The 19,560-nt window shown below is 52.9% G+C and carries 11 protein-coding genes and 4 pseudogenes; 8 read left to right on the forward strand and 7 right to left on the reverse strand.

Going from position 1 to position 19,560, the window contains the following annotated elements:
- Nucleotides 1-20 precede the first annotated feature (20 nt).
- From ASN_RS10935 to ASN_RS10955, 3 genes and pseudogenes are all read right to left on the reverse strand, one after another.
- Nucleotides 21-239 carry a helix-turn-helix domain-containing protein gene (locus ASN_RS10935; RefSeq protein ID WP_197603278.1) on the reverse strand — a complete coding sequence of 73 codons (219 nt, stop codon included), beginning with the start codon at nucleotides 237-239 and terminating at the stop codon, nucleotides 21-23.
- 151 nt (nucleotides 240-390) lie between these two features.
- Nucleotides 391-1,448 (reverse strand): IS630 family transposase gene (locus ASN_RS18840; protein WP_099048300.1). Its coding sequence is split into 2 segments (ribosomal slippage): nucleotides 391-956 and nucleotides 956-1,448, totalling 1,059 coding nucleotides; the frame shifts between segments, so codons are not numbered across the junction.
- Between the two features lie 95 nt (nucleotides 1,449-1,543).
- A pseudogene (locus ASN_RS10955) lies at nucleotides 1,544-2,454 on the reverse strand (IS630 family transposase); the annotation flags it as partial.
- A gap of 417 nt (nucleotides 2,455-2,871) precedes the next feature.
- Here ASN_RS10955 and ASN_RS18845 point away from each other — a divergent pair.
- Nucleotides 2,872-3,326 (forward strand): annotated as a pseudogene (locus ASN_RS18845) (transposase); the annotation flags it as partial.
- A gap of 149 nt (nucleotides 3,327-3,475) precedes the next feature.
- Here the strand turns inward: ASN_RS18845 and ASN_RS10970 are convergent.
- Both ASN_RS10970 and ASN_RS10975 read right to left on the reverse strand, forming a co-directional pair.
- Nucleotides 3,476-4,846 carry a hypothetical protein gene (locus tag ASN_RS10970; protein WP_035379789.1) on the reverse strand — a complete coding sequence of 457 codons (1,371 nt, stop codon included), beginning with the start codon at nucleotides 4,844-4,846 and terminating at the stop codon, nucleotides 3,476-3,478.
- 179 nt (nucleotides 4,847-5,025) lie between these two features.
- Nucleotides 5,026-6,158 (reverse strand): IS3 family transposase gene (locus ASN_RS10975; RefSeq protein WP_099048305.1). Its coding sequence is split into 2 segments (ribosomal slippage): nucleotides 5,026-5,921 and nucleotides 5,921-6,158, totalling 1,134 coding nucleotides; the frame shifts between segments, so codons are not numbered across the junction.
- 67 nt (nucleotides 6,159-6,225) lie between these two features.
- Here ASN_RS10975 and ASN_RS10985 point away from each other — a divergent pair.
- From ASN_RS10985 to ASN_RS11005, 5 genes and pseudogenes are all read left to right on the forward strand, one after another.
- A pseudogene (locus ASN_RS10985) lies at nucleotides 6,226-6,732 on the forward strand (N-6 DNA methylase); the annotation flags it as partial.
- Nucleotides 6,722-7,957, forward strand: a complete 1,236-nt coding sequence (locus ASN_RS10990) for a restriction endonuclease subunit S (RefSeq protein WP_058988190.1) — start codon at nucleotides 6,722-6,724, stop codon at nucleotides 7,955-7,957. The pseudogene ASN_RS10985 and the gene ASN_RS10990, both read left to right, overlap by 11 nt.
- 5 nt (nucleotides 7,958-7,962) lie before the next feature.
- Nucleotides 7,963-11,259 carry a type I restriction endonuclease subunit R gene (locus tag ASN_RS10995; RefSeq protein ID WP_058988191.1) on the forward strand — a complete coding sequence of 1,099 codons (3,297 nt, stop codon included), beginning with the start codon at nucleotides 7,963-7,965 and terminating at the stop codon, nucleotides 11,257-11,259.
- Nucleotide 11,260: 1 nt separating this feature from the next.
- Nucleotides 11,261-11,998 carry a M48 family metallopeptidase gene (locus ASN_RS11000; protein ID WP_058988192.1) on the forward strand — a complete coding sequence of 246 codons (738 nt, stop codon included), beginning with the start codon at nucleotides 11,261-11,263 and terminating at the stop codon, nucleotides 11,996-11,998.
- A 94-nt stretch (nucleotides 11,999-12,092) separates the two neighbouring features.
- A complete protein-coding gene (locus ASN_RS11005) occupies nucleotides 12,093-13,469 on the forward strand; it encodes an IS1182 family transposase (RefSeq protein ID WP_058988193.1) in 1,377 nt (458 codons plus the stop codon).
- A gap of 404 nt (nucleotides 13,470-13,873) precedes the next feature.
- On the opposite strand, the gene ASN_RS11010 is transcribed toward ASN_RS11005, so the two are convergent.
- Entirely contained in the window at nucleotides 13,874-14,749 is an 876-nt protein-coding gene (locus ASN_RS11010; protein WP_058988194.1) for a DUF6602 domain-containing protein, read from the reverse strand.
- A gap of 70 nt (nucleotides 14,750-14,819) precedes the next feature.
- On the opposite strand from ASN_RS11010, the pseudogene ASN_RS18850 reads away from it, so the two are divergent.
- A pseudogene (locus ASN_RS18850) lies at nucleotides 14,820-16,006 on the forward strand (IS3 family transposase).
- Between the two features lie 436 nt (nucleotides 16,007-16,442).
- Here ASN_RS18850 and ASN_RS11030 read toward each other — a convergent pair.
- The gene (locus tag ASN_RS11030; protein ID WP_197603279.1) at nucleotides 16,443-16,766 is read right to left on the reverse strand and encodes a hypothetical protein; all 324 of its coding nucleotides are present in this window, start codon (nucleotides 16,764-16,766) and stop codon (nucleotides 16,443-16,445) included.
- 443 nt (nucleotides 16,767-17,209) lie between these two features.
- Between ASN_RS11030 and ASN_RS11035 the strand changes: the two genes are divergently transcribed.
- On the forward strand, nucleotides 17,210-19,546 hold the full coding sequence (locus ASN_RS11035) for a TonB-dependent receptor (RefSeq protein WP_058988199.1): 2,337 nt from the start codon (nucleotides 17,210-17,212) through the stop codon (nucleotides 19,544-19,546).
- Nucleotides 19,547-19,560: the final 14 nt, after the last annotated feature.

Consider the following 19,560-nt stretch of genomic DNA (forward strand, 5'->3'; position numbering starts at 1 on the left):
TAGATGAGAGAGCTGAAGTATCAATTTTCCTTTTTAGGGCGTTTACGGCTGCGGTGACTATCTGTCCCTGTTGCAATTCTTGAGACCGTGCTGGTGCTGATCTCGTATTCCAACGCAAGTTCTTTCAGTGTTGCGCCACTTTGACGCAAGACCTTGATTTCCTGTTGCTGTAGCTTTGTGATCCTGGCAGGCCGCCCCATTTTTACACCTAATACCAACCGTTGTTTGCTATTACCCATGAGCCCAGTTTCGTAGTCCGATTGACATGATACGCCATGGCTGGTCGACAAGCTGGTTCCACGCATGGCAGGCGATATCGACGATATCGTCATAGATTCTGAAGATCCTGTTTGAGAGCCATGTATTGCGGATAATACCAATTTGTCTTTGCTATGACTTATGAGCCCAGTTGCGTAATCCGAGTGACATGATTCTCCAAGGTTGGTCGATAAGTTTGTTCCATGCGTGACAGCAGATATCGACGATATCGTCATAGGTTTTGAAGATTCTGTTTGAGAGCCATGTATTACGGATAAACTGCCAGACGTTTTCGACCGGATTGAGTTCGGGAGAGCGTGGTGGCAGCGGCATGATGGTGATGTTGGCGGGAACCGTCAGTTTCAGACTGGTATGCCATGCGGCCTGATCAAGGATGAGGACTGCGTGACTTTGCGGAGCAACCGCCTGGGCGATTTCTTTGAGGTGGAAATTCATCGCATGGATGTTGCATGAAGGGAGAACAAGAGCGGCCCCTTTCCCCTGAGCGGGGCAGATTGCTCCGAAAATCCAGGCAGATCTGGTCCGTAGGTCGGCTGTCGCACGGGGGCGGGTGCCACGCTTCGCCCAACGCCGTGTCAGCTTCGTTTTCTGGCCGATCCGCGCTTCGTCCGCCCACCACAGTTCGATATCTTTTCCGGGGTGACATGCCCTGATGGCAGCAAGGGCTTGAGGGAAGTTTTTTTAAAAACGCTCTGGGCATCCGGGTTCTGGGCATAGTGCCGGGGACGAGCTGTCAGCAGACGAAAATTCTCACTCCGGACGATCCTGTTCAACCAGGAGACAGACACGCTGACCCCATGTTCCTCATGAAGCCAGGCGCACAGATCACACAATCGCCAGCGCACAACACCATGAGCAGCAGGAATGGGGCCTTCTTCAATCCGCTGCGCCAGAGCCTCCATGACAAAAGGTGTGATGCGGCGGGCAGCACCCCCACCATGACGATCAATCAGACCCGCAGGTCCCTGTGCGTTAAAGCGCAGAACCCAGTCCCGAACAATCTGTCGGTCCGTTCCCGCAAGACGGGCCGCTTCACCACGCGTCGCCCCGTCATAAATCGCCGCAAGGGCCAGAAGCCGCCGGGACTGGGCCGCGTGTCTGCTTCGTCGGGCAATACTGCGCACCCTCGATGCGTCATAATCCTCGCGCAGTGCAATAGCCTTGCTCATCTCGGATACCTTCCTTCTTCAATGGTATCCGGTGAATCACATTTCTACCTTTTTGGGTACCCCCCATGAGTCACAACCACGACAAATTGGTATAACTTCCAAGCGGCACTTTCCGGGTTTAGTTTCTCGGCGCGGGGAGGCAGCGGGAGAATGGTGATATTCTCAGGAACATCCAGCTTCTGACTGGTGTGCCAGGCCGCCTGATCCACAATCAGCACCGCGTGAGCGCCTTGCGCGATTGTGCGGGATATCTCGGCGAGATGGAGCTGCATCCCGTGGAGGTTGCAGGCAGGGAGCACAAGGCCTGCAGCTGCCCCCTTTTGCGGGCAGATAGCTCCGAAAATCCACGCGGACCTGGTGCGCAGGTCAGCAACCGCCCGGGGCCGGGTCCCTCGTTTTGCCCACCGGCGGGTCAGCTTTGTTTTCTGGCCGATCCGTGCCTCGTCCGCCCACCAGATTTCAATGTGTTGTCCGGGATGTCTGGTCCTGATCGCAGCAATGACATCGGGGAACTCTTTTTAAAAATGTCCTGGGCCTGCGTATCCTGCCGATAGTGTCGGGGCCTGGCTGTCAGCAGACGGAACCCTTCGCGGCGTATGATCTGGCCCAGTCGGGTTTCCGACAGGGTGACGCCATATGTCTCATGCAGCCAGCCGCACAGATCGCACAGTCTCCAGCGCACAACACCATGCACCGCAGGGATCGGACCCTCCTCAATGTGCGCTTTCAGAGCAGCCAGCATCTCCGCTGTCAGGCGGGCTTTCTGTCCCCCGCCATGACGGTCAACAAGGCCTTCCGGGCCTTCCGCATTGAAACGCACCACCCAGTCTCGGATACTCTGACGGTCAGTTCCGGCAAGGAGCGCCGCCGCGCCGCGCGAGGCACCATCATAAATCCCAGCAAGTGCCAGCAGGCGACGAGACTGACCCGCGTGCCTGCTTCTGCGCGCAAGGCGCCGCAACTCCAGACTATCATAATCGTCACGCAGGGCCAGAGGAATGGCCATCCCAGATGCCTCCTTCAGAGAAAGATATGCATCCTATTAATCACATTTTTAACCCGATGGGTACCCCACGAGTCAGATCAAACAATGGCTGGTATTACTGGTGTTAAATCATATTATGGATACAGTCCGGATAATAAATATGTATTTCTTATTGATATGTGAGCAGCTTTATTTCGTAAACTGAATTTATCGCAAGTAGGTTGGCTCCCGGAAAAGGAGGGTTTATTGAAACCCAGAAGATAATGATAATTCTCTGCTGACTGAGATTTTTATCATCGAAAAAACCACTTAATCGCGATAAACGTGCAGAAATTAATGATAGAGTTGCCGGCCCGTGCAGACACGCCGGTAATCCCCCCATAAAAAGAGTGGCTTTTGAATGAGAATTTTCTCAGCGTATGGAATGAGGAGATTCTGATGAAGAGTGATCGCTTTACTGACGCGCAGATCATGGGTGTGGTCCGTCAGGCTGAAGGTGGCGTCCCGGTTCCAGAGCTGTGCCGGGAGCATGGGATCAGCAATGCCACGTTTTACCGGTGGCGCGCGAAATATGGCGGCATGGATGCGTCTATGATCAGTCAGATGAAGGCTCTGGAAGAGGAGAACCGTCGGCTGAAGCGTATGTATGCGGATCTGAGCATGCAGACGGATATCCTGAAGGAAGCCCTTGGAAAAAAATGAAGAGGCCAGTCCAGCGCCGGGAACTGGCCGTAGAGGCTGTGGCGCATCACGGGGTCAGCATTGCGCTGGCCTGTCGGATTTTTGGGATATCGGAAACCTGCTTTCGCTATCGTCCGCGACTGGCAGCGGAGAACGACCGGATTGCCGCTCTTCTGGTGGGACTGACCCAGGCTCACAGGAGATGGGGATTTACAGCGAGACGGCGCAGCATGACCGATCATGGGCATGCACAACAGCGCCGCGACCATCCCACCTAAAACCAGACGCGCGTCTCTCATAGAGAGGCTGCCTAAAACACATCTTTGGCCCGACTTGTTGCGTTTTTGAGCAGCGCTCCCCGTCACTTCCGCAGCCCCTTGATACCCAGCTCTTCCCACATCCAGTCGAAACTAAAAGAGGCCCCTGCCCCCTCACGCCCCAAGCCTGCTGTCGTGGCTTCAATCTGCTTCAACCAAGCCGCGACTTTCTTCTTCCCCGCAGCTGTTTTAACAGCCTGCCTCGGCGTGACATGCCCAAGCCCCGGAACAACCTCATCCAGAACACGGCGATAATGCTGTTCCAGAACAGCAGCCAAAACTTCCGCCTCTTCTTCGAGCGAGATCTCGTCTTCAAGCACGTCCCCTCGGCCAGAGGTCCGCTGCTCTTCTATAGCCTGCTCGGCAGTCATAATCTGTGTCAGAGGAGATCCAATCAGACTTCCCAAGGCGTTGCGGAGTAAAGCCGTGCCTTGCTCAGCCCGCGTTTCTGAATTGACCTGCAATCTCAGCTGACGGCCTTTCAGTTCCAAGTTCCCCAGAACAAGACCACCATCATCCAACGTCGTACTCAAAAACTGAGCTTTGCTGTCTCCTGCCTTAGAATGGGCCTCAGGAACATGGTCACCAGCCTGACGCGTCCAATTCCAGATCATACGCCCTGCATGCTGCAAACAGGGTATCGTATTCAAAACCTCGGCAATGCTCTTCTGGGTGGTTCCCTTGCTGAGAGGAAAACATACGTCATGAAAGACCAGGTCTTCGCCATCGCTGTTAAACAGGACAGGTGGCTCGGAGGCGCTCACCATGTTTTCCATAGTTCTAAAGAGCCAAGTCAGCGTGAAGACCGGAGCCAGATCACGGAGCACATCTGCCTTGATCTTTGGAAACTCAGCCTGACCTCGCTTACGCTTGAGAACATCGCGCAAATTCTCAGCCAGATCTTCGCAAGCCTGCTGAGAATATGCCAACAGACTCCCTGCCAAAACCATTTTGCCGTCTTCGGGAACAAGGCGTGCCGCGATGCGCTCCCAAGGCTTCAAGGACTGTGTGGCTGAGCGTTCATGAACCAGAACAGGATCACCACCCCGCAACAGGTCACGCACCATCATGCTTTGACCCGGCACGATCTGCGAAACCTCATACAGGCTCATGACGGCCTCTTTGAGGCCCCGCATATAAGCGCTTTTGCGTGGACCTTCTTTCCAGCCCCGTCGTTTCAGATAGACCTCAACGAAATTTTCGTTATCCCAGTTCTGTCCCAAGAAATCTTCGAAGGCACAGCCCCAGAGTGACATTGCCGCACCCTGCCCGAGGATATCTCCCAGCTCTTCAAAGCTGATATCCGCCGCCTCTAAAGCCGGTCCCAGATGCTCACCCAACACTTCTTCAAAACAGGCTTGCCACTGATCCTGTTTCAGATATCCGATAAGCCCTGTCAGATTGTCAGCGTTCATAAATGCGACGACCTCCCCTATTTTCCTGCGGCGGAACGGCAAACACCCTGTTTACCCGAGACAAAGAGAATACCGTGCATAGCGGTTTTCTCCCGTCCGATTAAGGGCACCGAGAAACACCAGATCGGCCAGATCACGTGTTGGACTTGTAACGGTTTTGTGCCGGTATGTAATTTCTTTTACGCGGCTTTGGCCTCGAAAGCGAGTGGGCTGATACTCCCGAGATAGGAGTGGCGCCGTCGCGAGTTATAGAAGCCGTTGATGTATTGAAAGATGGCGGCTGTTGCCTGACGCCGCGTTGGCCAACATTGTCTCCAAAGCATTTCAGCCTTCAGGCTCTTGAAAAAGGTCTCGACCACGGCGTTGTCATAGCAGTTTCCCTTGCCGGACATGGACGGTATCATCCTGTATTCGGTCAGTTTCTTCTGAAAATCATGGGAGCAATATTGGCTGCCGCGATCAGAATGGAAAATACAGCCAGATGGTGGGTTGCGTAGACGCATCGCCATATCGAGTGCCCTGATAGCGATATCCTTTTTCATCCGGTCACTGGCGGCCCAACCGATAACGCGGCGGCTAAACAGGTCAATGACGACGGCAAGGTAAAGCCAGCCTTCACTGGTCCAGATATAACTGATGTCGCCCGCCCATTTGCGATTGGGGGCATCGGCCATGAAGTCGCGGTCCAGAATATTGTCAGCAAAACCAAGAGAATGCCGACTATCGGTCGTGACTTTGTGCCAACGCGTACGTACGGGACGAATATCGTTGGCTTTCATCAGTCGCCCCACACGGCGTTCACCAACAGCAAGCCCTGCTTCCTTGAGTTCCATGGTCATCCGCGGACGGCCATAGGTCCGGTTGCTCAGGGCATAATGCTCGCGGATATGAGCCAGAACCTTCAGATCGGTGCGCTGGCGCTCGCACATGGGCCGGGAAACCCATGCGCGGTAGCCACGCGTCGAGACCTGCAGAACCCGACACAGATCGGCGATAGGCCAACGGTCACGATGTGCCCTGATAAACGCAAACCTCACGTCTTTTGGCTCGCGAAGAACTGCGTGGCTTTTTTTAATATTTCCCTCTCCTCCCGCAGGACACGGTTTTCTAGGCGAAGACGCTCATTTTCCCGGACGAGGTCCGTCGACGCTTCAGGCACTGTTAGATCAGTCGACCGATACTGCGAAATCCAGTGGCTCAGCGTTGATTTGCCAATCCCCAGATCCGCCGCAACCCGTGTCCTGGACAAACCACTGCTCAGCGCGATCCTGACCGCCTCGCGGCGAAACTCTTCTGTCTGTTTCAATGCCATGGTCTCATGCCTTTCCTGTTGAAAGCTTTAAACGCTCAGTCAACCGGCACAAAACCGTTACAAGTCCACGGGCCGCATGGGCGTGGTGGTGCCGCATGGCGTGCTGTTCCGGGGCAGTTCGGAAGGCAGGATCCGTCAGAAGCTGATTGAAGAAAACCTGCTGGATGCGGTGATCGGCCTGCCGGAAAAGCTGTTCTTCGGCACGGGGATTCCAGCCGCCATCCTGATCTTCCGCAAGGACCGCAAGACGAAGGATGTGCTGTTCATTGACGCCAGCCGGGAGTTCAGGGCAGGCAAGAACCAGAACGTGCTGACCGAAGAGAACATCTCAAAAATTGTGGATACCTACCGCGCCCGCAAGGACGTGGACAAATACGCCCACCTCGCCACGCCGGACGAAATCAAAGAGAACGACTACAACCTGAACATTCCGCGTTATGTCGATACGTTTGAGGAAGAAGAAGAAATCGACCTGAACGCCGTGCGGACTGAACGGGCGGAGATCAAGGCGGAACTGAGCAAGCTGGAAGCCCAGATGGACGCTTATCTGAAGGAGCTGGGTTATGCTTCCTGAGGGGTGGAAATATTCCAATATTGGAGAAATTGCGTCCAACGTCACTAGCGGATCACGGGATTGGGCGCAGTATTATTCTGATACTGGCGATAAATTTGTAAGAATGACCAACCTTGCACGTGATGGAGTCAGAATTTCAGAAAACGACATGAAGTTCGTCTCCATTCCGCATGACTCCACTGATGGAAAACGCACAGCATTGAAGAATGGAGACATTCTCATTTCCATCACAGCGGAACTTGGAAAAATCGGTCTGGTTCCGAGCGGATTTGGAACAGCATTTATCAATCAGCATCTTGCTTTAGTTAGATTAAAGAATGCGGCTGCTTCCAGCACATTCGTCGCTTACGCCCTATCTTCGAAGAAGCTCAATCAAAAACTGAACTCTCTAAACGATGCAGGCGCAAAAGCAGGACTGAATCTTTCGACCATTCGTTCTTTTCCAATCATACTTCCTCCTCTCCCCGAACAGAAGAAGATCGCGGCGATCCTCTCGACGTGGGATCGTACGATTGAGGGGACGGAGAAGCTTCTGGCCAACAGCCAGCAGCAGAAAAAAGCCCTCATGCAGCAACTCCTCACAGGCAAAGAACGCCTGTCGGGGTTCACGGGGGAGTGGAGAATTTGCTCTCTTTCAGACGTCGCCACGGTACAAACAGCAACATCCAAAACTCAATATATCTGTGAAAATGGAGAGCGATTTATTGTCGATATGGGTTCGGTAAACAGATTAGGAAATCTCGTTTGCACGAAATCGACTCAGCATAATGCAGACCTTTTGCCAAAAGGTACGTTAGTCATGCCAAAAGACGATATCGGAGGCGGAAATATTATAGGCCGAACATCTTACATTGATCGAGACAATCTGTATGTGCTGGGCGACCATGTTTACGCTCTTCATATTGAAGATTGTGACAGTAAATTTCTTCATTTTATAATAAATTCATACCCAATAAATAAGAATTTACGTCGCAGGGCTAACGGTACAGCTCAGTTGGGCTTGGGAAAAAAAGATGTTCTTAGACAAAAAATAAAGATCCCATCTGAACTACCTGAACAGAAAGCCATCGCCGCTGTTCTGACCACAGCGGATGAAGAAATCGCAGCCCTTGAATCCGACCTTTTCCGCCTGCGTCAGGAAAAGAAAGCCCTGATGCAGCAGCTTCTGACTGGAAAAGCTTCGCGTGAAGGACGACTTAAAAACGTAAGCCCGCAGGATATTTGAAAACCATGCCTCCCGCCCCAAAATTTCAGGAAGAATACAGCGCCAAACTGCCAGCCCTGGCCCTGCTCAGCACCCTCGGCTGGCGGTTTCTACCCCCATCCGAAGCACTGGCCTTGCGGGGCGGCAAGCAGAGTGCGGTGGTGCTGGACACCCTCCTGCGGACGGAACTGAAAAAACGCCGCTTTACGTTTGAAGGACAGGACCACGCCCTGTCCGATCAGGCTATTGAGCGGCTTGTTTCTCACGTCACGCATCCGGACTTTGTCTCCGGCCTGCGTGACGCCAATGAAAAGATGACAACGCATCTGCTGTTCGGCATCGCCATCACCGAGTTCATCAACGGTCGCAAGGCTAACCCGACCATAGCGCTGATCGACTGGCAGAACCCGGCCAATAACAGCTTTACCTTTACCGAAGAATTCAGCGTCCTGCGCACGGATCTGACACAGACGCGCAGACCGGATATTGTGTGTTTCGTCAACGGCATTCCGCTGGCGGTGATCGAGGCCAAGCGCCCCGATGGCCAGCCGGGCAAAGGCCCGACGGTGGAGGCCGGAATTTCCCAGAGCATCCGCAATCAGAATAAGGATGAAATCCCCCAGCTTTTTGCCTACAGCCAGCTTCTGCTTTCCATCACCGGGCATGACGGGCGTTATGGCACCTGCGGCACTCCCAAAAAATTCTGGGCAAGCTGGAAGGAAGAGGACATTCCCGAAAGCCGGATGGAGGCACTCAAGAACACGCCGCTTTCTGGTTCCCAGAAAGACGCGTTGTTTGCGGAACGGAAACCGTCTGACCGGGTATGGTTCGAGGACTGGGCCTCCCGCCCCCTACATGTCACGGATCAGGACCGGCTGCTGATCGGCCTGCTCTCCCCCGAGCGTTTGCTGGACATGGCGCGGTTCTTCACGCTGGTCGACCGCAAGGCAGGCAAGATCGTCGCCCGTTATCAGCAGGTTTTTGGGATCAAGCGCCTATTGGAGCGCATTAAATCCCGCCGCGCCGATGGCGGGCGTGAGGGCGGTGTGGTCTGGCACACCACAGGGTCGGGCAAGTCCTTCACCATGGTGTTCCTCAGCCGTGCCCTCATTCTGGATGACGATCTCAAACAGTGCCGCATTCTGGTGGTGACAGACCGCAAAGATCTGGAACGCCAGTTGAGCACGACCTTCTCCACCGGCGGCGAACTGGCGGACAAGAAGGACAAGGAAGAGGCACTCGCCACTTCAGGCCGCCGTCTGGCGCAGCAGATCGGGCATGGGCAGGAGCGGATTATCTTCTCGCTCATCAACAAGTTTCACACCGCGACCACTTTGCCCGAGTGTCATAATGACAGCGCGGATATCATCGTGCTGGTGGATGAAGGGCATCGCAGTCAGGGCGGCGAAAACCATGCCCGCATGAAGCACGCTTTGCCCAATGCCGCCTTCATTGCCTTTACTGGCACCCCCCTGCTCAAGGGGAGTGAGACGACCAGCCGGTTCGGCAAGATCATTCACTCCTACACGATGCAGCAGGCCGTCTCGGACGGCACCGTGACGCCCCTGCTCTATGAAGAACGTAAACCCGATCTGGATGTGAATGATCGCGCCATTGATGCCTGGTTCGAACGCATCACTCAGGGGTTAACGGACGAGCAGGTCACGGACCTCAAGAAGCGCTTTGCCCGCGCCAATCAGGTCTACAAGGCGGACGACCGCATCCGGCTGATCGCCATGGATCTGGCCACGCATTTTGACAGCAATATCGACAGCGTCCTCAAGGGCATGCTGGCCTGTGACAGCAAGCTCTCCGCCATTCGCTACAAGCAGTATCTGGATGAAGTCGGTCTGTTCGAGAGCGCCATCGTCATGAGCCCGCCCGATACGCGCGAGGGCCATACGGAAGTGGATGAGCGCAGGCAGCCGGAAATTCAGGACTGGTGGAAGGACAATGTCGGCAGTCAGAACGAGGAAGACTACACACGCGGCGTTATTGAGCGCTTCGAGAAGGACCCGGACCTCAGGCTGATCATTGTAGTCGATAAACTACTGACCGGCTTTGATGAACCGCAGAATGCGGTGCTGTATATCGACAAGCCCCTGAAGCAGCACAATCTGTTGCAGGCCATTGCCCGCGTGAACCGCCTGCATGACCAGAAGAAGCACGGTCTGCTGATTGATTATCGGGGCATTCTGGCAGAACTGGACACCACACTGGCCCGGTATGACGAGCTGGCAGCCGAGAATGTCGGCGGATATGACCCGAAGGACATTGCCGGGCTCTATAGCCAGATGAGCACGGAATACCGCGAACTCCCTGCCCTGCACAAAGCGCTGTGGGCCATTTTTGAGGGCGTGAAGAACAGGAGTGACCTCCAGCAGCTTCGCGCCGTGCTGATGCCGCGCATGGTGGAGGAACTCGGCCAGATGGTGGACGTAAACCTCAAGCGCCGGGATGATTTCTATGAAGCGCTGACGAAGTTTGCCGCCTGCCTGAAAGTGGCTCTGCAATCTGTGGCGTTTTTTGAAGACACCAGCTTTACGGAAAAAGATCGCGCCACCTACAAGGAAACACTCAAGCAGATGACCAGTCTGCGCCAGATGGTCATGCAGGATACCGGTGAAACCGTGGACTTCGACCAGTATGCCGAACAGGTCAAAAAACTGCTGGACCGGCATGTGGCGGGTGTGAAGGTGCATGAGGCCCAGGGGCTCTATGCAGTGGGCAAGATGGGCCAGAAGCCTGAAGACAACGAGCCAGAAAACTGGAGCAAAGAGAAAACCCGCAACGAGACGGACCTGATCCGCACCCGTGTGACGAAGATGATCGACCACGAAATGCAGGATGATCCGTACGCGAAGGAAGCGTTCTCGGCCCTGCTGCGCAAGGTGATCGAGGAGGCCGAGAGCCTGTTCGACCATCCCCTCAAGCAGTTCATGCTGTTTCAGGAGTTTGAGGAACAGGTAGCGAAGCGCAAACTCAACAATATTCCGTCTATTTTTGACGGGCATCGCCATGCGCAGGCCTATTATGGTGTGTTTCTGAAGACTCTAGCGGCCATCTTCAACCATAAGCAGACGGAGGAGGAGAACCAGCGCTGGGTTGATCTGGCATTCGAGATCGACAGCATCGTGGACAAGGCCGTACGGGAGAACTCGCTCAGCCGCCCGGATATGGAAAAAGCCGTGCGCAAGGAACTGCTTCCCCTCCTGTTCAGCACGGGCCAGAAAGCAGGCTTTGGCGTGGACAAGGCGCAGGAGATCATTGAGCAGGTCATCCAGATCATGCGGGCTGGTCCTGCTGATACTCTACGGGGCTGAAATGGAAGAAAGCCTTTCTCGCATTCTGACCTATGGGGGTGAGCAGATCCGCGTGAACCTGATCCCCCGCCCCCACCCCAGCACGACATTGCGTATCAAGGTGCATCCTGACCTGACTGTGCAGGTGGTTATTCCCAAGGGCACAACAGAGGCTGATCTGGACAAGGCTCTACACCAGAAAACCCGCTGGATCTGGCAGAAGCTGCGGGACTTCCGGGCGGTGCAGGAACATGCCACGCCTCGCACGTATGTCAGCGGAGAAAGCCACTTCTATCTGGGGCGGCGGCATCTTCTGAAGGTGCATCATCAGCCGGATAAGCCTGAGACCGTGCGGATGCTGCGGGGGCGGCTGGAGGTGTCCGTGCAGGAACGTCACGCCCTGCGGATCCAAAAGATGCTGGAACTCTGGTATTTCGCGAAGGCTCAAGACGTGTTTCGGACACGTCTGGGCGCGCTTCTCCCAACAACGCTATGGGTGACAACGCCCCCCGCTCTGAAGCTTCAGGTGATGCAGACCCAGTGGGGCAACTGCTCACCGGGTGGGACCATCACGCTAAACCCGCATCTGGTCAAAGCCCCGCGTGATTGCATTGATTACGTCATCCTGCATGAACTGTGCCACCTCAAGGAGCACAATCATGGCCCTGCTTTCTGGGGACTCATGGAACGTGCCATGCCGGACTGGGAACGACATAAGGCTCAACTGGACGGGATGGCGGAAATGATGCTGCAAAAATAACTCTATTTGACCGCAATGGGGGGATAGTGTTGAAAAAGTCGCGCTTGCTTTGAGAGTGAAGCACTGATTCACTCTTCGCAGGAGGAACCTGCAAATGATGGGTGATCGAACGAAAATACAGGAGGCACTGTTCTACGAGTTCCGTCTTGAAGATCATGTGCCAGCTGGCCACCTTTTGCGTTCAATTGATCGCCTTGTTGATCTGGACGGCCTGCGTGAGCATCTTCGCCCATTTTACAGCGGCACGGGGCGGCCTTCGATCGATCCCGAACTGATCATCCGGATGTTAATCGTTGGCTACGTGATGGGTATTCGATCCGAGCGACGGTTATGTGAAGAAGTCCATCTTAACCTGGCCTACCGGTGGTTCTGTGGCCTTGGTCTCAACGGCCCTGTGCCTGATCATTCGACATTCTCGAAAAACCGGCACGGACGCTTCCGGGAGAGTGATCTGCTTCGCCAAATGTTCGAAATGACCGTCCGGCAGTGCATCGCCAAGGGACTGGTGGGCGGTGAAGGCTTTGCGGTCGATGCCAGCACGATCAAGGCCGACGCTAATCGGCAGCGCAGTGTTCCGAGCCCAGACAAGCTGCCAATCGAGGCAGCCCATCGTGCTGTGCGGGAGTATTTCTCGGTGCTGGACGATGCTGCATTTGGGTCTGCTACGCCCGTACAACCAAAATATATCTCTCCGGTCGATCCTGCGGCACGTTGGAACGCTGCAAGCGGTGGCCTTGCTTATTATGCCTACTGCACAAATTACCTCATCGACCTTAAATCGGCTGTCATCATGGATGTAGAAACCACGACAGCCATCCGGCAGGCCGAGGTTACGGCGCAACGCAGAATGATAGAGCGTACGCAGGAAACATTTGGAATATGGCCCGAAAGGCTTGCTGCGGATACAGCTTATGGATCCGCTGAAAATCTTGCGTGGCTGGTTCATGAGCGTGGCATAGAACCTCACATTCCGGTCTTCGACAAATCTGCCCGGCAGGACGGGACTTTCGAACGCCGAGATTTCACATATGACCACGTGCATGATCTTTACGTCTGTCCTGGTGGACAGGAACTGAAGCAGCAGTGGCGCAAGATTAACTCGGATCGACCAAACACCCCTCCCGACAACCTACTTCGATACCGTTCGTCGAAACTGGCGTGCGACGTATGCACTCTCAAACAAAAATGCTGCCCCAATCAGCCCAATCGTAAGGTTCTGCGCTCTGTTCATGAAGGTGCTCGTGATATGGCCCGCGACATTGCCTTAACCGACGCCTATATTGTTTCCAGACGAGAACGAAAGAAGGTCGAAATGCTGTTTGCTCACCTCAAGCGCATTTTGAAGATCGATCGGTTGAGGCTCAGAGGACCAAACGGCGCCCGTGATGAGTTCCATCTCGCCGCAGCTGCCCAAAATCTCCGCAAAATGGCGAAACTGATACCTCCCGGAGCGCCTGCCTTATCCACCTGAGGCAAGAAAGCCGCACGCATATCGAAGTGGTTTGGCAACACCTTCACTCTTCACCATGAGTTTTTCAACACTATCGGGGGGGAGTTGTCTGTCCGCTCTCCGATACGACCACTCAAGACCGGACGTAATCTCACTGTCACCCTATGCCCGGGATTGGGACAGCGCCGACCTGTTCACAAATCAGTGATGCTTCTTGAAATTCTGCCCCGCCATCATTATCTTGCTAGAAGAGGCAGGCAGTTGTCTGCCAACGAAGCAGCCAAAACGTGTTGCTGGTCACTCCTGAAGGCTGATAGCGGAAAAAACCAGGAAAAGGGGCCACTCCAGAAATGGGGTGGCTCCTTTTTGTTGAGTCAAACTTAGCTCGCCCCCGCATAGGACTCGGCTTCTCTTATGAAAACGAGCTAACGGAGAGACGTGAAAGCAATTTTTCCAATCATGCTAGCTGGTTTCGATGCAAACGCAGTATAGCCAGGGCGCTTCACTCCACTTCTTGTTTTGTCGTAATAAACCGACAAAATACCTGAAAGTATATATTGGAATCCTTGATGCAACTCGTCATCGTCTAACTCGACATACATATACTTAGCGACCTTATTTGAGCTAGTGATCCGTGCGGGTGGACGCGCTTTAAACACATGCCAACCGGAAAGATCGCCTACAAAGCCAATCATATCGTCAAAAACACTCCCAGACCCGTAAAGAGTCTGAAGTTTTTCGAAAACATTTTCTTCCTTGGGCTTTTGCTTATCCGCAAGATCGGAAGCTGTTGCAACGAGGGCTAAGAACGGCCCGCGGCGGCGACATTCGGGACTGACTTCGTCACAACGACACGCCTGTGAAGCCTCCAACAACGCATTGCATTCAGCCTGGATCTCTGTATCCCGAAGCGTTTTTTTTACAGATAGAACCGCTATTACCCCTTCAGGCGGGACGATAACCGTATCCACCATGCGCTGGAAGACGGGATAGGTGCCGGAATCGTAAATGATGATGTCAAGCTGGGTCGTATGAAGGTCCTTCATCTTCGATCTTGAACGATTATTATCTCCCAACTTGACCGCAGGCCGAAGGATAAAACCGGTTAATACCTCAAGGTCTTTTGGAAGGTATTTTTGAAGATAGGAGCGGAGTAGCGTTTCTACGTAGCGACCGTCTTCGCCACGGTGCTCTGCGCCAGCGGTCTTCGAATTGGGAAGAAGAGTCTCAAATTGCCGATAGACGGCAAGGAGAGATTTGACCTCCTGATTCCAGAAAGCTTGTAGCCGTTTTCCGTCCATAGTTAGAGGTGGACCCCATTTTTCGGACAGGTGTCTAAGCTATAATCCGACCTGAAAGAGGACGGGTTTTATGGGTAAGGTTACGCGCAAGAGGTATGGGGCGGAGTTCAAATCACGGGTTGCCCTGGAGGCGATCCGTGGGGAGCTGACGCTGGCGGAACTGGCGTCGAAACATGGTGTGCATCAGACGATGATTGCCCAGTGGAAGCGCCAGGCAGTCGAGGGCATGGCGGCAACCTTTTCGGGGAAGGCGGTGTCTGAGCCCCCGGTCAGCCCTGCTGATGTGGAGAAACTACACGCGAAGATAGGCGAGCTTCTCGTGGAACGGGATTTTTTACGCGATGCCTCTGCTCGGTTGGGCGTGATCAGAGGCGGCAGATGATTGACCCGAAGCGAGCACGTCTGCCGATCATCCGGCAATGCACGCTGCTACAACTCAACTGATCGGGCGTGTACTATCGGCCTGTGCCACAGAACGAGGCCAATCTGGCGTTGATGCGGCTGATCGACGCCCAGTTCCTGGAAACGCCGTATTATGGCTCGCGGCAGATGACATGGCATCTGCGCCGTCTGGGACATGAAGTCGGTCGCAAGCGGGTCCGGCGGCTCATGGCGATTATGGGTCTGCGGGCGATCTACCAGAAGCCACGCACGAGTATGCCCCATCCAGAGCATCGGAAATATCCGTATCTGCTGCGGGATCTGGTCATCGACCGGCCCAACCAGGTCTGGTGTTCCGACATCACGTATATCCCCATGAAACGGGGATTTCTCTATCTCGTGGCGATCATGGACTGGTTCACGCGCAAGGTCCTGTCCTGGCGTCTGTCGAACACGATGGATGCGGAGTTCTGTATCGAGGCGCTCCGGGATGCGCTGATGCGCTACGGCACCCCGGAAATTTTCAATACTGACCAGGGCTCACAATTCACGACGCCCCGTTTTACCGGGCTCCTGGAAGAGCGTCAGATCCGCATCAGCATGGATGGACGTGGGCGCTGGCTGGATAACGTGTTCATCGAGCGTCTGTGGCGGTCGCTGAAATACGAATGCGTCTACCTGCACGCCTTTGAGACCGGATCAGAACTTCGAGTGGGGCTCACGAAATGGATCACCCACTATAACGGGCAGCGTCCGCACGCAGCACTGGCTGGACGTACGCCCGATGAGGCGTATCATGACGTGCCCACGCCCTCTGGTCCGGGGTTAACCCCGGACCAGAGGGCCAACAGCAAAGCCGTCAGAATGGCGGCATAACAACAACCGGGTATAGCTTATTCAAACCCAAAAACTGTCCGATCAGACGGGTCCACCTCTGTTCCATGCGGTGAAGCGTTAATTGAAAATGCGACGTGGAACCCCACGCAACATTGCAGAAAAGAATATTTTTTGATGATGCAGTATATAAAACAATCAATCTTTTTAACTTATATACTTGCGACCCAATTCGACAATAAGATTTTTACAGAATTATGTCCGCTTTCTGAAACACTACTCATAGCTTTGAATGCCCGACATGAGGCGAAAGCTGCCTTTCTGCTTGGCGTACGCCAACTCTCCCTCTCTGGTGAGAAGGAGAGCCGGTTCATCAGTCTACCCGTTTTAAACTTTCACCCAAAAGCGTTCTGTAGCTGACCGCCGTGGCTCCCATCCAGCCTCTTTGAGCTGAAGAGGTAACTCCTTTTCGGCGGCATCAGGGACGGCCTTCAGGATTTCGCCGATTGTCGTCCGGTTTCGCACCGCAAGATAGGTATCTAGCCCATCCACATGAATAAGATGGGCTAATTTCCTCTTCGGTGGCTGGCGGAGCCTTGTCGGTTGCTTGCCAATAGCGAATAACATCAATCATCCCAGCCGCGCTGGCTCTTTCTTCAAGCTTACTGGGATGATCTGGCTGAGGAACTGGGCCCAGAATATCGTTGATGACAGATAGCAACCCAGATTCATCTTGCTTTGCGAACGTAAGAAAATCTCCGACCTGGGTCGCTGCAGATGTGATGTGGTCTTTTATCTTCATGATCATGGCCTCACACTATTAGGAAGCATCCCATTCAGACTTTATCTTAAAGATTGCTAAAGTCTGAAACAGAAGCCTTAACCCGGTAGCGGCTTCCAGTTTTTACCTTGTTTTAACAAGGCCTTCTTAGTGCTGGACTGCTACCTCTAGACAGTAAACAGCCAGCTACCGTTTAAGTTGCACTGTATCTACCAAACACACGTTTTTGTGCTGCATCAGCAGCGTCCTCATATAAGCAACGCAAAAATGCTTTTTTTGCTTTTGTGAGAACGTTCCGCCTCCAATATATTCAGCTTGAAAGGATCGTTATTGCCGCCTTCGAGCCCACACATACCCAGCTATGGTGCTGGAGGTGGTTTCCTAACGGTTGAAAACGACACACCATACCAGTTTTTTCTTATATTTATTTGTTTTCCAAACATATCTTGCAGGGGATATAGAGTATGTCTTTGGGCCGCTCTCGTGCTTTTCGCTTGTTTTCTTGTCTGTCTCGCAGACAGCGCCTCTTTACTCTTTCCAGTCTTGCAAGTGCAGCCTCACTCTGCGCTTCAGTCTCTGCCGTGCAGGCGGCAACGCCGGTAAAATCTGCTCAGCCGCATCTCAGGCACGGCACAAAACCGGCCAGCACTGTTCCTGTGCGTCCCAAACGTCTCTCTGGCCCCATGCAAGCGCAAGGAGAGGAGGACATTCTTGTCGGTTCTCATCGTCAGGAACTCAATGGCGGCGGCGGCATGATGCGACGTGAAACAGCGCCTCATGCCGTTCAGACTGTTACAAAAGCTTATATCAATATGCGTAGCCCTACCTCTACTGCGCTAGATCTCGTTAAAAATCTTCCGAGTTTGAACATCATGGCCCCAGACAGTTCGGGGATGCAGGGTGGTCAAATCCAGTCTCGTGGACTGACAGATCTTGATATGGCGTTGATGGTTGATGGTGCTCCTGCTGCTGCTGCCAAATATGTGAATGATGACATTGATTCCGAAAACCTTGAAGAAGTCAGCGTGACCCCCGGAAGTGCTGCGCGAGATTTACCTGTAATGTCTGCGGCCGGGGGCGTCATGAACTCCCGCACCCATGTTCCATCCAACAAGTTTGGTGGCATGGTCGATTTTTCATATGGTACCAACAACCTGTCGCGCGAGTTCATTCGACTTGATTCAGGCGAAATTGGCCACTCTGGCGTGAAGAGCTTTTTCTCTTTTTCAAACACTCATGCTCGTAGCTGGATGGGTTCAGGTATCAATCAGCGTAAGCATATTGATTTTGGTTTGAGAAAAGACTGGGAGAATGGGTCCAATGCGCATCTTTTCCTATCATGGAACTCAGAAGATATCGTTAGTGATAACTACCCTACTGAACAGCAGTTCCTGAATTATAAGCATAATGGCATTGGCTGGGGACGTTCTTCTCATCCCAATAATGTTAACTACTGGAAGAACAACAATGATCACTGGAATCAGGTTTTTTTAACTGCACCCATTCATATTGTTTTACCAAAAAAATTCACGTTTGATCTTCAGCCATATTTCAGCTTTGGCCAAGGATGGAACGCAGCACCAGGCGGCGTAGAGACAGATACCAGCGGTGCACAACGCAATATGACGTCCTATTTTAATGAACATGGGGCACGCCAAGTCGGGGCCACCGCAAAGCTTGGCTATGACATAGACCGTCATAACCATATTTCGCTTGGATACTGGTACGAAAACAACGTGACAGACCGTAACTATCCTTCAGGCTATACAAGAGAAGATGGAGCGGCACCGGGTCCGAGTAATGCAAATTACCTTATTTCAAAAGGAGACCGACAGACTGCTGGGTATGAAATCCATTCGTTGTTTATTCAAGATACAGCACACTATTTACATGACCGATTACAGATTAATGCCGGCTTCAAGTTTGTAATGGCAAATACATGGAACAAAGATTACTACGGAAGCCAAGGAAACAATCGCACGGCTCCCCTCCCCCAGTTGTCTATCAGCTATAATATAGATAATCAGAATCAGGTTTATATCAATGCCGAGGGTGATTACCGTCAACCAAGCACGAATGATCTAGGCTGGCTTTATACCAGTATGCCCATTCCTAAAAACCAATACTCTATTAAAGAAGAACTCGGGTATCGTTATCATAACAAATATCTGATGATTGATATGTCTTTCTTCAATTATAATGTGACTAACCGCATTGTAGATCAGTATTTAGGAATGAACAGTTTTCGTCCATTCTCTATTGGCAATCAAACCATGCGTGGTTTTGACTTTATGATTGCTGGGCGTGAAATTCACGGCTTTAGCCCCTACGCTTCAGTCGAATATCTTCATGCAACACAAGATAGCAACGTCTTTGACCCATATCAGCAAATTATGCTGCATTCCAAAGGGACGCAGGCTGTTATGGCTCCAAGAATTATTGCCAATTTTGGTCTGACTTACACCTATAAAGGGTTCTTTGCGAATGGTGCGGTTCATTATACCGGGCCACAGTCTGTAAGCGTCGCTAATGACCAACGCATTCCAGGTTATGTAACCAACTCTCTTTCTCTCGGGTATCATTTTAAGCCATTTGGGTTCCTCAAATCACCGACGTTCAAGCTTAATTTTACAAACCTAACAGGGTCTATTGTTCGCACAGGAGCTATGGGGGCTGTTTACAGTGCTAAAGATAGTAGCACAGTATATAGCGGCAGTTCTCCAGCATATACCGGCTATGGTAACTCATTCATGGTTGAGCCACGTTTTTCAATGACGGGAACGATTTCAACCTCATTCTAACGGAATTGGCATCT

The organism is Acetobacter senegalensis (assembly GCF_001499615.1).
Lineage (GTDB): Bacteria > Pseudomonadota > Alphaproteobacteria > Acetobacterales > Acetobacteraceae > Acetobacter > Acetobacter senegalensis.